The organism is Gryllotalpicola daejeonensis (assembly GCF_039538145.1).
In the GTDB taxonomy this organism is placed as follows: Bacteria; Actinomycetota; Actinomycetes; order Actinomycetales; family Microbacteriaceae; genus Gryllotalpicola; species Gryllotalpicola daejeonensis.
Map to the genome: position 1 here is coordinate 478,541 of NZ_BAABBV010000002.1, position 14,057 is coordinate 492,597.

Consider the following 14,057-nt stretch of genomic DNA (forward strand, 5'->3'; position numbering starts at 1 on the left):
CGACTCAGGCTACCCGGCGCCGCCGACAGTCCCCGAAGTTCCCAACAGACCCGTAACCCGCTCTCGGATCGCCGCCGCGAGCTCGTCGGCCGGCCGCGTCGCGTCGAGCACCAGCCAGCGCTCGGGCTGCGCCGCCGCGATTTCCAGGTATGCCTCGCGAATGCGCCTGCTGAACTCGACCGCCTCTGCCTCGATGCGGTCGAAGACCTTCTGCGCGGCGTCGATGCGCTCGCGCGCGACCCCGGGGTCGAGGTCGAGCAGCACGGTCAGCTCGGGGTAGAGACCCTCGGTCGCCCACTCAGACAGGCGGCGCACCTCGACCGGGTCGAGCACCCGCCCCGCGCCCTGAAACGCCACCGACGAGTCGATGTAGCGATCTTGGATCACGATCTCGCCGCGCTCGAGCGCAGGGCGCACCTTCGTCGCGATGTGGTGAGCACGGTCGGCGGCGAAGAGCAGAGCCTCGGCGCGCGGCGCGATGTCACCGCGGTGGTGCAGCACGATGTCGCGCACGAGCTGCCCGACCTCGGTGCCGCCGGGTTCTCTCGTCGCGACGACCGTGTGTCCGGCATCCGTCAGCCACTCGGCCAGAGCCTCGAGCTGCGTGGTCTTGCCCGACCCGTCGAGGCCCTCGATCGTGAGGTACAGCCCGCTCACTTCTTGGCTCGGCTGCGCGCGGTCGTGGTCTTCTTCGGCGCGGTCGACGAGGTGCGCCGCGCGGGCTTCTTCGCGGGGCCCTTTGCGCGCTTGTCGGCGAGCAGCTGCACGGCGCGGGCGAAGTCGACCGCTTCCACGTCTTCGCCGCGCGGGATCGTGGCGTTCGTCTCGCCATCGGTGACGTAGGGCCCGAAGCGGCCGTCGCGCACGCGGATCGGCTTGCCGCTGACCGGGTCTGCCTCGAACTCCTTCAGCGCGCTCGATGCGCGGCGGGCGCCGTACTTCGGCTGCGCGAACAGCTCGAGCGCCTCGGGAAGGGTGATCTCGAAGATCTGGTCCTCGCCGTTCGGCAGGCTGCGCGTGTCGGTGCCCTTCTTGAGGTACGCGCCGTAGCGGCCGTTCGCCGCGAGGATCTCTTCGCCCGACTCCGGGTCGTTGCCCACGACTCGTGGCAGCGAGAGCAGCTTGAGGGCCGTGTCGAGGTCGATCGTGTCGACGCTCATACTCTTGAAGAGCGAAGCGGTACGCGGTTTGGGCGCGGCCCCCTTCTTGGTCGCGCGCTTCTTGGGCTTCGCCTCATCGGATGCCTCGGCGACGGTCTCGTCCGAAGTCGCCTCTTCCGGCATCACCTCAGTGACGTACGGGCCGTAGCGCCCGTCCTTCGCGACGATCTGCTTGCCATCCGCCAGCGTGCCGAGCACTCGATCGGACTGCTCGGGCGCCTCGGCCAGCTCGCGCGCCTTCTCGGGCGTCAGCTCGTCGGGTGCGAGACCTTCCGGGATGTTGACGCGACGGGGTGCTGCGTCGGGCCCGGCGTTCGGGTCGACGACCTCCAGGTACGGGCCGTACTTGCCGATGCGCAGCGTGATCTGGTCGTCAATGCGCACCGAGTTGATCTCGCGCGCGTCGATCTCGCCGAGGTTGTCGACGACACCCCGCAGCCCCTTGTGGGCATCCGTGCCGAAATAGAAGCCCTTGAGCCATTCGCGGCCCTCGTCCGCGCCGTTCGCGATGTTGTCGAGGTCGTTCTCGAGGTCGGCGGTGAAGTCGTATTCGACCAGGTCGCCGAAGTGGTCCTCGAGCAGCTTCACGACCGAGAACGCGATCCAGTTCGGCACCAGCGCCTGCCCGCGCAGGGTCACGTAGCCGCGGTCGATGATCGTCGAGATGATCTGCGCGTACGTCGACGGGCGGCCGACGCCCAGCTCTTCGAGCGCCTTGACGAGGGATGCCTCGGTATAGCGCGGCGGCGGCGTGGTCTCGTGGCCCTTGGCCTCGACCCCAGCGTTCTCGAGCGCCTGTCCGACCGCGAGAGGCGGCAGCTTCGCCTCGGCGGCGTTGTCGCTGTTGCGCTCCTCGTCGCGGCCCTCTTCGTAGGCGTGCAGGAAGCCGCGGAAGGTGATGACGGTTCCCGACGCCGCGAACTCGGCGACGGTGCCGTCGAGTTCGCCGCCCGAGACCTTCGCCTCGATGGCGACCGACGCCGTCGAGCCCTTCGCATCGGCCATCTGGCTCGCGACCGTGCGCTTCCAGATCAGGTCGTAGAGCTTGAAGTCGTTGGCCGAGAGCGCCGAGCGCACCTGGTCTGGCGTGCGGAACGTCTCGCCGGAGGGGCGGATCGCCTCGTGCGCCTCTTGCGCGTTCTTGGATTTGCCGGTGTACACCCGCGGCTTCTCGGGCACGGTGTCGGCGCCGTAGAGCGACGCCGCCTGCGCGCGCGCAGCCTTCGTCGCCTGCTGAGAGAGCGAGGGCGAGTCGGTGCGCATGTAGGTGATGTAGCCGTTCTCGTACAGAGACTGCGCGACGCTCATCGTCTGGCGCGCGCTGAAGCGCAGCTTGCGCGCGGCTTCCTGCTGCAGCGTCGAGGTGGTGAACGGCGCGGCGGGCCGGCGCGAGTACGGCTTCGACTCGACCTTCGACACCGTGACGGTCGTCGAGTCGGCGCGAAGAGCCTCCGCGAGCGCGGTGGCCGTCTGCTCATTGAGCTGCGTGACCTTGCCGGTGAGCTTGCCGGAGTCGTCGAAGTCGCGCCCCTGCGCGATGCGGGTGCCGTCGAGGCGCTGCAGGCGCGCCTCGAACGGCGCCGTCGCCTCGTCGGGCGTGAACTGCGCGGTCAGGTCCCAGTAGCTCGCGGCGACGAACGCCAGGCGCTCACGCTCACGGTCGACCACGAGGCGCGTGGCGGGCGACTGCACGCGGCCGGCCGACAGCCCTGGGGCGACCTTGCGCCACAGCACGGGGCTCACCTCGTAGCCGTAGAGACGGTCGAGCACCCGCCGCGTCTCCTGCGCGTCGACGAGCTCCATGTTGAGGTCGCGGGTGTGGTCGCGCGCTGCCTCGATGGCCTCGCGGGTGATCTCGTGGAAGACCATGCGCTTGACCGGAACCTTGGGGTTCAGCACTTCGCGCAGGTGCCACGCGATGGCCTCCCCCTCGCGGTCTTCATCTGTTGCGAGGATGAGCTCGTCGGCGTTCTTGAGCTCGCGCTTCAGATCGCTGACGACCTTGGCCTTGCCGCCCGAGACGACGTAGATCGGCTTGAAGCCGTTGTCGACGTCGACGCCGAACTTGCCGAGCGCGCCCTTCTTCTGGTCCGCCGGCAGGTCCTTCGGTTCGATCAGGTCGCGGATGTGCCCGACGGAAGCCATCACCGTGTAGCCGTCGCCGAGGTACTGCGCGATCGACTTGACCTTCGTCGGCGACTCGACGATGACCAGCTTCTTGTTGCTCGGCAAGAGACTCCCTTTTCCCATCTGCGGGGGTTGTTCCTATATATAGGCGCGCCGTTGAGCCTTTGCAGGCTGAGGATACACACACCCTGTGCGCACGATCCTCGTAATTCGCCGTTTGCCATGGGGGTTGCCGCTTCCGCCGTGCTGAGCACAATGGGCCCCATGGGTACAGCAACGGCAGGCGGCACCTACACCGCGAAACTGCTCGACGGCCCGCTTGAGGGCAGGACCGTCGCGGCGAAGTTCCTCGACAACGGCACACCGCAGGGGCGCATCGTGCTCCCCGCGAATGACCGCGGCAAGAAGTATGTCTACCGCCGCAACGGCGACATCAGCGAATTCGCCGATGGCACCGGCGCGCCGGGTGCCGTCGACTACGCGTATTTCGGCGCCGAGTTCGACTAGCACGAGCGGGGCTCGCGGCCGCGTGGTCACGGCGTGCCGGGCGGCCCGGCGCGGGCGCGAGCCGTGAGCTCGAACCGTGACCAGTTGCGTGAGACGCTGACGACGGCAACGAGGCCGTCCGTCTCGCAGGACGCGAGGGATGCCTGATCGAGCGCCGCCGCCCGCTCGGCGTTCTCGCACGCGAAGCCCGCAGCGCGCCCTGAGAGCGTGTCGGCCGCGGCGAGCGCCGCCGCGTCCGCCGCGGACTGCGCTGTCTGTTGCGCTGCGAGAGCGCCGAGCGCGACCAGCCCGGCCCCGGTGACGAGCGTGACCGCACCGAGCACGGCTACGCCGAGTACGGTGCCGGAGCCGCGCTCGTTCGCGATGACGCTCCCCCGGCACCCCCGGCGGCTCACCCGCCCGGCCCCGGGGTCGATGCGAGCGCGCAGTCGCGCGCCGACGGCGCGAATGATCCGAGGCCGACCGGCCCGAACCGGGCGGGGCGCGTGAGCGCGACGCACACGAACGCTCCGTCGGTGCTCTGCGCGAGCGCGGCGCCCGGCGCCGCCGAGACCACCTGCGCCCGGACGGCGCCAGGGTCGTCGCCCCGGGCAAGCATCCGCGCCCCGCTCGCCGCCAGCGAGCCGAGTGCGACCTGCTGACCGATCACGTTCACCGCCCCCAGGCAGAGCGCCAGCACGAGCATCACGCTGGGCAGCACGACGGCGAACTCGGCGGTCACCGTGCCGCGCTCGCCGTCGTGCAGCGCGTAGCCTGCTGCCTCAGCTTCCGACCGTGAGCGCACGGTGCACCAGGTCGGTGAGCATGCCGCGCACCTCGTCACCCTTGAGGATGACGACGAGCAGCCCGGCGAAGCCGACGGCTGCCATGGTGGCGACGACGTACTCGGCGGTGGCGGAGCCGGCCTCGTCGGTGAGCCGGCGCGCACGTGCCCAGATGATGCGGATGAAATCCATCAGTTCTTCCCTCTCGATTCCCGGCGCGGGTGAGTCGATGCTGGCGCGGACGGCCGACCGCGCGCGGCACCGCGCGCTCCGAACCCGGGACAACGGCGGCCGGCTTCGGCCTGTGGACGGCGAGTTCCCTCATGCATCACCCGAAATGGATGCCCGTGCCGGACAGCAGCGCCACCAGCACCGGCACCACCCCCAGCAGCATGAACGCCGGCAGCACGCAGACCGCGAGCGGCACGACCAGGCGCACGGCGACGGATGCCGCCGCCGCACGACCCGCCGCATCGGCATCCGCCCGGCGGCGCTCGGCTTCGGCGACGAGCAGCCCGATGGTCGGCGCTCCCGCGCGCGCAGCGAGCTCGAGCACACCGTCGACCGCCTCCTCGTCGGCGTCGAGCGCCTCGCCGCCGAGGAACGGCGCGTGCTCGCGCAGTGCGGATGCCGCAAGCTGACGTGCCCGACCGACCGGCGCCCCCGACCCCATCGCCACGGCCACCAGCTCGGGCAGGAGGCCGGGCACGAGCTCCTGCGGCTCGGCGGCCGCGAGCAGCCGGCCGCTCCAGCGCCGCGCACCGACCATGAGCGCGATGCCGCCGCCGAGGCAAGCCCACCCGACCGGAGTCGCCGCCAGCACATGCACTGTGTCGAACCCCAGCATTGCGCCGAACCCGAGCGCCACGAGCGGTAGAAGCCCGACGAGCCGCGCCGTCGCGCGCGGCCCGGCGAAGGCGACTCCCAGTTCGCGATGCAGGGCGGCTGCGCGGCGGATGCCCGCGGCGAAGCTCTGCAGCGCCGCAGCCGGTGGAGCGCCTGAGCTCATCGCCACCGACCAGGTCGCGGCGAACAGCCCCCAGGCGACGGCTCGGTGCCGTGCCGCCCCGAACGGTGGCGTCTGGGTGCACTCGGCCGTGATCGCCGCGGCGACATCGCCCGCGCGCTGAGCCGTCACTGCGGCGGCGGAGAGGACGGCGTCGGAGAGCTCCTTTCGAGACGCGCGCTCCGCAGGCTTCGCGCGCTCCTCAAGGAGCGGGGTCGCCGCGCGCTCCGCAGGCTCCGCGCGCTCCCCAGGCTTCGCGCGCGGCTCGAGAGTCCGAGGGCCCAGGAATCCCCACGCACGCTCGGGCGTCACGCCCGCCGCGAGCAGCACGGCGAGTCGCTGCGCGATCGCGGCGACCTCATCGAGAGCATCGGCGACGCCCGTCATACGCTCTCCATGCGCAAGCGGCCCGCAGCATCCGTCGTCAGCCTGCCCATGGCGGCGATCGCGCGCCGCCCCTCGAACCTCGCCACGTGCACGACCAGATGGATCGCACTCGCCGCCTGCCGGGCGACCGCCTCCGCCGAGAGGCCGGCGAGCGCCCCAAGCGCCTCGATGCGAGCCGGCACATCGGCCAGCGAGTTGGCGTGCAGGGTGCCCGCTCCGCCCTCGTGCCCCGTGTTGAGCGCGGCGAACAGCTCGCGCACCTCTGCGCCGCGGCACTCACCGACGACGAGCCGATCGGGGCGCATCCGCAGTGCCTCGCGCACCAGCCTCGCGAGACCGATCTCACCCGCCCCCTCCAGGTTCGCGTGCCGAGCTTCGAGCGACACGACGTGGGGATGCCTCACCTGAAGCTCGGCCAGATCCTCGACGACCACGATCCGCTCGTCTGGCGGTGCGAGCGCCAGCAGCGCCGCGAGCAGGGTCGTCTTGCCAGACCCCGTGGCTCCGGTGATCAGCAGGTTCCGGCGCGCACCGACCGCGCCGGCCAGCGCCGCGCGCTGAGCTTCGGTGGCCATGCCGGCGGCCGCGAGCTCATCGAGCGACAGCCCGACGGTGCGCGGCACCCGGATCGAGATGACCGTGCCGCCGACCGAGACCGGCGGCAGCGCCGCATGCACCCGGATTCCCCCGCCGATGCGCACATCACCGAGCGGAACAGCTTCGTCCAGGTGGCGGCCGCCGAGCGCGATCAGCCGCACAGCGAGGGCGCGCACCTCCGCCTCGGGCAGCGCTCGCGACGCGTCACGCCGCAGCCCGGCCCCTTCGTCGAGCCAGATCGCTCCGCCGGGCGCCACAAGCACGTCTGTGACGGTGGCCAGCGCGAGGTACGGCGCGAGCGGCCCGAAGGCGTCGGCCAGCTCGGGCGCGATCGCGGCCAGAGGCGCGGCCGTGGCCGCGGGGCCGCCCGCCGTCCCAGCCACGTCGGTCACGGCCCGCCGGGCCAGCTCCGACTCCGCGACCGCCGTCGCCAGCGTGAGCGGCGGCCCGACCGCTCCCCGGTCCCGCCCCGCGCCTTGCTCGATTCCGGGGGCGTCGCCGTCGGGCCGCCGCGCGACCGGCCCCCGGACTCGCGGCGCCGCGGCACGAAGGGGTCGGGCGGCGCGGGCGCGGGAACATCGATCACGCGAGCACGCTAGGAGCGACCGCAGACGGCGTGGGTCGCCCTCTGCTCTGAACCGGGGACGAAGCATCCGCCCCTCACCCTGTGAACGGGAAGAGGCGCCGAACGCGCCTCGAAAAACCGCCGATGCGACGACCCGGCCGTTAAACAGAAGGGGGCGGCACCAATTGGGGGGAACTGGTGCCGCCACAGCGACGCGATAGTTGGGGGGAACCACGCACGCCGCGAGCTCGTTGACCGAGCCAGCATCAGTGTACGCGATAGCGCACCAGGTGCAACATATTCAATCGTCGAGGTTCACGCAGGCCGTGGCGTAGGGTCAAAATCATCGTGCCTCGCCGGCAACCCCAAGGTTCAGAACCGCCCGAAACTGTCTCGCAAAGGAGCGAACACGCATGGTCGACACCATCGACAACCTGCTGCACGAGTCCCGGCGCTTCCCGCCCGACGAGGCCTTCACCGCCCAGGCCGTGGCCACTCCCGCGCTGTATGAGCAGGCCGCCGAAGACCGCCTCGCTTTCTGGGCCGAGCAGTCGAAGACCCTGCTGCACTGGTCGAAGCCGTTCACGCGCACCCTCGATTGGTCGAACCCGCCGTTCGCGAAATGGTTCGATGACGGCGAGCTGAATGTCGCCTACAACTGCCTCGACCGCCACGTGCTCGCCGGCAACGGCGACCGGGTCGCGCTCTATTGGGAGGGCGAGCCGGGCGACAGCCGCGCCGTCACCTACGCGGAGCTCACCGCCGAGGTGAAGAAGGCCGCGAACCTGCTGACCGCGCTCGGCGTCGGGGCCGGCGACCGCGTCGCGATCTATCTGCCGATGATCCCCGAGGCGATCGTCGCGATGCTCGCCGTCGCCCGCATCGGCGCCGTGCACTCCGTCGTCTTCGGCGGTTTCTCGGCCGAGAGCCTCCGCGCCCGCATCGACGACGCGCAGGCGAAGCTCGTCATCACCGCCGACGGCGGATGGCGCAAGGGCAAGGTGGCGCCGCTCAAGCCCGCTGTCGACGAGGCGATCGCCCTCGACCACGGCGATGGGCCCGCGGCATCCGTCGAACACGTCCTCGTCATCAAGCGCGGCGAGAACCCCGTCGACTGGACGCCGGGCCGCGACCTGTGGTGGCACGACGAGATCGCGCAGGTCTCTGACGAGCACATGGCGAAGCCGTTCCCGGCCGAGCATCCGCTCTTCATCCTCTACACGAGCGGCACGACCGGGAAGCCGAAGGGCATCCTGCACACGAGTGGCGGCTACCTGACGCAGGCCGCCTACACCCACAAGAACGTGTTCGACCTGCACGCAGAGACCGACGTGTACTGGTCGACCGCCGACATCGGATGGATCACCGGGCATACCTACGTCGTCTACGGCCCGCTCGCCAACGGCACGACCGAAGTGATCTACGAGGGCACGCCCGAGACGCCCGAGCCCGGCCGCTGGTGGGACATCATCGAGAAGTACAAGGTGTCCCTCTTCTACGCGGCGCCCACCGCGATCCGCGGCTTCATGAAGCAGGGACGCCAGATCCCGCAGGCCCGCGACCTGTCGTCGCTGCGGCTGCTCGGCTCGGTCGGCGAGCCGATCAACCCCGAGGCGTGGATCTGGTACCGCGAGATCATCGGCGCGGGTCGCACGCCCGTCGTCGACACCTGGTGGCAGACCGAGACCGGCGCGATCATGGTCAGCGCACTGCCGGGCATCACGACGCTGAAGCCGGGAAGCGCGCAGCTTCCGTTGCCGGGCATTTCCGTCGATGTGGTGACGGATGCCGGCGAGCCGGTCGGTCCCGACGAGGGTGGTCTGCTCGTCGTGACCGAGCCCTGGCCGTCGATGGCCCGCGGTATCTGGGGCGACCCCGACCGCTTCGTCTCGACCTATTGGGAGATGTTCAAGGACAAGGGCTACTACTTCGCCGGCGACGGCGCCCGGAAGGACAAGGACGGCGAGATCTGGCTGCTCGGCCGTGTCGACGACGTCATGAACGTCTCGGGCCACCGCCTGTCGACGGCTGAGATCGAGTCGGCGCTGGTGTCGCACCCGCTCACTGCGGAGGCTGCCGTGGTCGGCGCGTCGGACGAGACGACGGGCCAGGCCGTGGTCGCGTTCGTGATCATCAAGGACTCCCAGCGCGCGAACACCGGCACGCCCGAAGAGGTCGCGCAGGAGCTGCGCACCCACGTCGCCCAGCAGATCGGCCCGATCGCCCGGCCGCGGCAGGTGTTCGTGGTCAACGAGCTGCCCAAGACGCGCTCGGGGAAGATCATGCGCCGACTGCTGCGCGACGTCGCCGAGGGCCGCGAGGTCGGTGACACGACCACCCTCGCCGACACCGCGGTGATGCAGGTGATCGCCAAGGCCGTGAAGTAGCTCGGCGCCGAGCGGCACCCAACAGCCCGACGGGCACACGGGAGTCAGGCTCCCGTGTGCCCCTCGCGGGCTGATGTGCCGCAGAACTTGCCGCTCACAGGCTGATTCCATCCACAATTCGGCCGCTACGGCGCCATGGCCGGAGCGCTGCCGTCATGCTTCCGGCCATGGACCTCAGATCTGTTCTCAATACAGAGCTCGGCTTCGCGACACGTACGCGGCTGCGTGAGTACGGAATCACGAAGCATGAGCTGGCCCGGGCACTCGAACAGCACCGCGTCATGGCGATAGGGCGATCCCTCATCGCGCATCGGACCGCAGACCCCGAATATGTGCGTGCCGTTCGGATGGGCGGACGACTCGCGTGCCTGACTGCGGCAAAGAAGCGCAAGCTCTGGGTCATCGACGACGGCCGCTTCCACATCGCACCCCGCGTGCTGAACTCCCACTTCATCTCGGACGCCGAAGCGCCGCCGGTGCGGGTGCATCGCACGAGGCATCGCATAGACGCCGCTGCCGATCTGATCCCGATCGAATCTGGCCGCAACATGCTCATGCACGTGGCGCGGTGCCAGCCGCTGGAACAGGCGGTCGTAGTTTTCGATTCCGCGGTCAATCAGAAGCTGATTCAGATCGAGGAGCTCCGAATGCTGGCATCCGTTCACGGCGGCCCGCTCGCGAAAGTCGTGCCATACGTGAGCGGTCTGGCCGACTCCGGGCTCGAGTCGCTCACGCGCCTGAGGCTGCAGCGCGCGCGGATCCCGTGTCGGCAACAGGTAAAGATCCGCGGGCATCGAGTCGATCTGCTGATCGGTGAACGGCTCGTCGTGCAGCTCGACGGGAAGCAGCACCTGAGCGACCCCAAGCAGCTCGCGATGGACCGCGAGTACGACCGGTTTCTTCGGCGGCTCGGCTATACCGTGCTGCGGTTCAGCTATGCCGACGTCGTCCACAACTGGGATCGGACCTTCGGCGAGATCACCGCACTGATCGCACAGCGCGCGCATCTGTGGCCTTGAGCGGCACACGTCGTCGCCAGCGGCACCTTAAACCGCCGTTTCGAGGTGCCCTCCGAGCCGAAGTGTGCCCGGCCCAGCGGCGGGGCGGCTACGCGAACTCGAGGATGAGCTCCACCTCGACGGGCGAGTCGAGCGGCAGAACCGCCACACCGACGGCCGATCGGGCGTGCGCGCCGATCTCGGCGCCAAAGACCTCGCCGAGCAGCTCCGAGGCGCCGTTGATGACGCCGGGCTGACCGGTGAAGGACGGGTCGGATGCCACGAACCCGACCACCTTCACCACGCGGGTCACCCGGTCGAGCGACCCGAGCACCGAGCGCGCCGCGGCCAGCGCGTTGATGGCAGAAAGACGGGCATACGCCTTCGCCTCGTCGGCGGAAACGAGCCCGTCACCTGCCCCGACCTTGCCGGTCGCAGGCAGCTCACCGGAGACGAACGGCAGCTGGCCGGCCGTGAAGACGAGCGACCCTGACACGAGGGCGGGCACGTAGGCGCCCGCGGGGGCCGGAACGGCGGGAAGGGTGATGCCCAGCTCTGCGAGGCGCGCTTCGGCAGACATCCGCTCTCAGTCCTCGGAAACCGGGCGCTTGAAGAACGCGATCATGCCGCCCTCTGCGCCGGTGACGACCTGCACGAGCTCCCAGCCCTCAGACCCCCAGTTGTTGAGGATCGCGGTCTCGCGATGCAGCAGAAGGGGCGTGGTGACGTACTCCCAGCGGGGCAATTGGACTCCTGACGAGTTGGCCGTTAAAGCACAGCGAAGCGCCGCGGGCAAGCCGCTTGCCAGCTTCGCGCCTGTACTCTGCATCCTATGTCTGCCCGAAAACTCACTGCCAGAGGTGTGATCGGCGGGCTTCTCGGATTCGTCGCGATGAGCGCGATCGCCGGGCTGCTCGTCGCCGCAGCGGTCACCCCCGCCGTCGCAGTGACCGGCATGGCCACGAACAACAGCATCGGCGTGTTCCAGGGTCTGCCCGAGTCGTTGAAGATCGATCCGCTCGCGACGCGGTCGGTGATGTACGCGTACAAGGACGGCAAGCCCGTTCCGATTGCCACGTTCTACTCCCAGAACCGCATCGTGGATTCCTGGGACCAGATCAACCAGCTCGTGAAAGACGCCGCGGTCAGCACCGAGGACCCGCGCTTCTACTCCCACGGTGCCATCGACGTACAGGGCACCCTGCGCGCGTTCATCAACGACGCGCTGCACAAGAGCGGCCAGACCCAGGGTGGTTCCTCGATCACCCAGCAGTACGTCAAGAACGTGCGCGTGCAGACCTGCGAGAAGTACAACGTCGTCGCCCAGCCGACGGGTAACCAGACCCAGCAGCAGGCGCAGAAGGCGATGAACGAGAAGTACCAGAGCTGCTACAACTCCTACACCGACGCGAGCGGGCAAGACGGCATCTCGCGCAAGATCCAGGAGATGAAGCTCGCCATCGGCGTCGAGAAGAAGTACAACAAGCAGCAGATCCTGCAGGGTTACCTCAACATCGCCGGCTTCGGCGGCCAGGTCTACGGTATCGAGTCGGCCGCCCGGTACTACTACGGCATCACGGCGGCGCAGCTCAACCTCACGCAGGCCGCGACGCTCATCGCGATCGTCAACAACCCGAACAACCTGCGCATCGACGAGCCGAACAACAAGGTGAACGGCGCGAAGGACGGCTACTCGCTGACGAAGGCCCGCCGCGACTACGTGCTGCGCTCGATGCTCAAGGCGAAGAAGATCACGCAGGCGCAGTACGACGCCGCAGTGAAGACCCCGATCACGCCCAAGATCACGCCGCAGGCATCCGGCTGCGCACAGGCCGCAAACCAGGACGCCGCGTTCTACTGCAACGCCGTCATGTCCGAGCTGCAGCACAATCCGGTCTTCGGCAAGACCCAGGACGATCGTGATGCGCTGCTCAACCACGGCGGCCTCAACATCTACACGGCACTGAACCTGAACCTGCAGGCGCAGGCGCAGCAGTCGCTCAGCACCTACATCGCGCCGACGAGCCCGAGCTTCAACATGGGTGCCGCTGACGTCTCGGTCGAACTCAACACCGGGCGCGTCGTGCTCGCAGTGCAGAACCGGCCGTACAACACGACGAACACGCTGCAAGCGGGCTCCACCCAGATCGCCTACACCTTCGACTACAACCATGGCGGCTCGGCCGGCTTCCAGACGGGATCGACGTACAAGGCGTTCAGCCTGGTCGAGTGGCTCAAGTCGGGCCACGCGCTCAATGACGTGGTGAACGCCCCGGTGACGCGTGCCACCATCCCGCAGAGCAAATTCCACAGCTCGTGCGACCAGTACTACGGCACGTGGCAGCTCAAGAACGACGCCGCCGGCGAGGGCGGCCCCATGTCGGTCATGAAGGCGACTGCTCTGTCGATCAACACCGCCTTCGCCGTCATGGGCGAGCAGTTCGACCTGTGCCAGCTGCGAGACGACGCCGCCGCGCTCGGCGTGAAGCCTGCATACCCGTACAAGCAGAAGTACGACTCCAAGGGCAACCTCGTCAACGTGACCGACGCGAGCGGCAAGCCGGTGCCGTCTGAACTGGACGACAACCCCTCGTCGATCCTCGGCACGAACTACATCGCGCCGGTCGACATGGCGGTCGCCTACGCCGGCATCGCGAACGGCGGCAAGACCTGCTCCCCCGTCTATATCGACAAGGTGACGGATGCCTCAGGCAAGTCGCTTCCCGTCCCGCAGACGACCTGCAAGCAGGCCATCGACCCGAAGGTCGCCGCGGGTGTGACCTACGCCCTCGCCAACGGCCCGCTGATCGGCAACGGCACGGGTGTCAAGGCGAACCCGCATGACGGCGTGCCGATCATGGGCAAGACCGGTACCGCCAACGGCCCGGACGGCGAGGCCGGCGTGCAGAACTGGCTGGTGACCTCGACGACCAAGGTCGCGAACGCGGTCTGGGTCGGCAACGTGACTGGGCACTTCAGCTTCCAGAATCTGAACTTCAACGGCTGGGCGGGCCGCGACGTGAAGTTCGCGGTCGACAAGCCGATCCTGCAGATGCTCAACGCCACCTATCACGGATCGGCCTTCCCGACGCCCGACAGCAAGAGCGTCAACGGCGTTCAGGTGGCCGTGCCCGATCTCACCGGCAAGACCGTCGACGAGGCGAAGTCGGTGCTCGCGGGTCTCGGCTTCGTCTATCAGGACGGCGGCGAGAAGGACTCCGACCAGGCCAAGGGCAGCGTGGCGGGAACCGACCCGCCCGCGAACACGAAGCTGAGCAAGGGCTCGGCCATCAAGGTGTTCACCTCGAAGGGCAACCAGGTGAAGGTGCCCGACGTGACCGGCAAGCCGCTCACCGAAGCCGTGGCGGCGCTCATGGCTGCGGGGCTGAACCCACAGATCCCCGGCGGCGTTCCTGACCCGAGCGCGACCGTGAAGTCGACGAACCCGGCGGCGAACACGCCGGTCAACAAGGGCACGACGGTCGGCATCACGCTCAACGATTCGAAGGGCGCAGGCGGCGGAAGCACCGCACCACCCGGCCCCGGCAAGAAACCCTGA

General features: G+C 69.1%; 13 protein-coding genes. 4 read left to right on the top strand and 9 right to left on the bottom strand.

What is annotated here, in order from left to right; genetic code table 11:
• Positions 1 to 9 precede the first annotated feature (9 nt).
• Together tmk and topA are read right to left on the bottom strand one after the other, a co-directional pair.
• Positions 10 to 657: a dTMP kinase gene (tmk, locus tag ABD736_RS15155; protein WP_344792710.1), complete on the bottom strand. Its 648-nt coding sequence runs from the start codon at positions 655 to 657 to the stop codon at positions 10 to 12.
• Entirely contained in the window at positions 654 to 3,392 is a 2,739-nt protein-coding gene (gene topA, locus ABD736_RS15160) for a type I DNA topoisomerase (protein ID WP_344792711.1), read from the bottom strand. The genes tmk and topA overlap by 4 nt, the downstream gene beginning before the upstream one ends.
• 159 nt (positions 3,393 to 3,551) lie before the next feature.
• Between topA and ABD736_RS15165 the strand changes: the two genes are divergently transcribed.
• On the top strand, positions 3,552 to 3,794 hold the full coding sequence (locus tag ABD736_RS15165; RefSeq protein ID WP_344792712.1) for a hypothetical protein: 243 nt from the start codon (positions 3,552 to 3,554) through the stop codon (positions 3,792 to 3,794).
• A gap of 26 nt (positions 3,795 to 3,820) precedes the next feature.
• On the opposite strand, the gene ABD736_RS15170 is transcribed toward ABD736_RS15165, so the two are convergent.
• The 5 genes from ABD736_RS15170 to ABD736_RS15190 form a co-directional block, all read right to left on the bottom strand.
• Positions 3,821 to 4,189, bottom strand: a complete 369-nt coding sequence (locus ABD736_RS15170; protein WP_344792713.1) for an Rv3654c family TadE-like protein — start codon at positions 4,187 to 4,189, stop codon at positions 3,821 to 3,823.
• Positions 4,186 to 4,578: a TadE family type IV pilus minor pilin gene (locus ABD736_RS15175; protein WP_344792714.1), complete on the bottom strand. Its 393-nt coding sequence runs from the start codon at positions 4,576 to 4,578 to the stop codon at positions 4,186 to 4,188. Before ABD736_RS15175 ends, ABD736_RS15170 begins: the two co-directional genes overlap by 4 nt.
• Positions 4,556 to 4,750 (bottom strand): DUF4244 domain-containing protein, encoded by a 195-nt coding sequence (locus ABD736_RS15180; protein WP_344792715.1) that lies wholly within the window; start codon positions 4,748 to 4,750, stop codon positions 4,556 to 4,558. Before ABD736_RS15180 ends, ABD736_RS15175 begins: the two co-directional genes overlap by 23 nt.
• Before the next feature lie 136 nt (positions 4,751 to 4,886).
• Complete coding sequence (locus tag ABD736_RS15185; RefSeq protein ID WP_344792716.1) at positions 4,887 to 5,951, bottom strand: type II secretion system F family protein; 1,065 nt, start codon at positions 5,949 to 5,951, stop codon at positions 4,887 to 4,889.
• Positions 5,948 to 7,033 (bottom strand): TadA family conjugal transfer-associated ATPase, encoded by a 1,086-nt coding sequence (locus ABD736_RS15190; protein ID WP_425555042.1) that lies wholly within the window; start codon positions 7,031 to 7,033, stop codon positions 5,948 to 5,950. The genes ABD736_RS15185 and ABD736_RS15190 overlap by 4 nt, the downstream gene beginning before the upstream one ends.
• Before the next feature lie 493 nt (positions 7,034 to 7,526).
• Here ABD736_RS15190 and acs point away from each other — a divergent pair, with 493 nt between their 5' ends.
• Positions 7,527 to 9,500 (top strand): acetate--CoA ligase, encoded by a 1,974-nt coding sequence (gene acs / locus ABD736_RS15195; protein ID WP_344792718.1) that lies wholly within the window; start codon positions 7,527 to 7,529, stop codon positions 9,498 to 9,500.
• 167 nt (positions 9,501 to 9,667) lie between these two features.
• Positions 9,668 to 10,519 (top strand): endonuclease domain-containing protein, encoded by an 852-nt coding sequence (locus ABD736_RS15200; RefSeq protein ID WP_344792719.1) that lies wholly within the window; start codon positions 9,668 to 9,670, stop codon positions 10,517 to 10,519.
• A gap of 88 nt (positions 10,520 to 10,607) precedes the next feature.
• Here ABD736_RS15200 and ABD736_RS15205 read toward each other — a convergent pair whose 3' ends face one another.
• On the bottom strand, positions 10,608 to 11,078 hold the full coding sequence (locus tag ABD736_RS15205) for a RidA family protein (protein ID WP_344792720.1): 471 nt from the start codon (positions 11,076 to 11,078) through the stop codon (positions 10,608 to 10,610).
• Between the two features lie 6 nt (positions 11,079 to 11,084).
• Entirely contained in the window at positions 11,085 to 11,243 is a 159-nt protein-coding gene (gene sp36 / locus ABD736_RS15210) for a Sp36 family protein (protein ID WP_344792721.1), read from the bottom strand.
• Between the two features lie 87 nt (positions 11,244 to 11,330).
• On the opposite strand from sp36, the gene ABD736_RS15215 reads away from it, so the two are divergent.
• A complete protein-coding gene (locus tag ABD736_RS15215; protein WP_344792722.1) occupies positions 11,331 to 14,057 on the top strand; it encodes a transglycosylase domain-containing protein in 2,727 nt (908 codons plus the stop codon).

Excerpts from the sequence above, each read along its gene's own strand:
- acs (WP_344792718.1), top strand. The coding sequence starts at position 7,527 with ATGGTCGACACCATCGACAACCTGCTGCACGAGTCCCGGCGCTTCCCG.
- ABD736_RS15200 (WP_344792719.1), top strand. The coding sequence starts at position 9,668 with ATGGACCTCAGATCTGTTCTCAATACAGAGCTCGGCTTCGCGACACGT.
- ABD736_RS15185 (WP_344792716.1), bottom strand. The coding sequence starts at position 5,951 with ATGACGGGCGTCGCCGATGCTCTCGATGAGGTCGCCGCGATCGCGCAG.
- ABD736_RS15215 (WP_344792722.1), top strand. The coding sequence starts at position 11,331 with ATGTCTGCCCGAAAACTCACTGCCAGAGGTGTGATCGGCGGGCTTCTC.
- ABD736_RS15165 (WP_344792712.1), top strand. The coding sequence starts at position 3,552 with ATGGGTACAGCAACGGCAGGCGGCACCTACACCGCGAAACTGCTCGAC.
- ABD736_RS15205 (WP_344792720.1), bottom strand. The coding sequence starts at position 11,078 with ATGTCTGCCGAAGCGCGCCTCGCAGAGCTGGGCATCACCCTTCCCGCC.
- ABD736_RS15180 (WP_344792715.1), bottom strand. The coding sequence starts at position 4,750 with ATGGATTTCATCCGCATCATCTGGGCACGTGCGCGCCGGCTCACCGAC.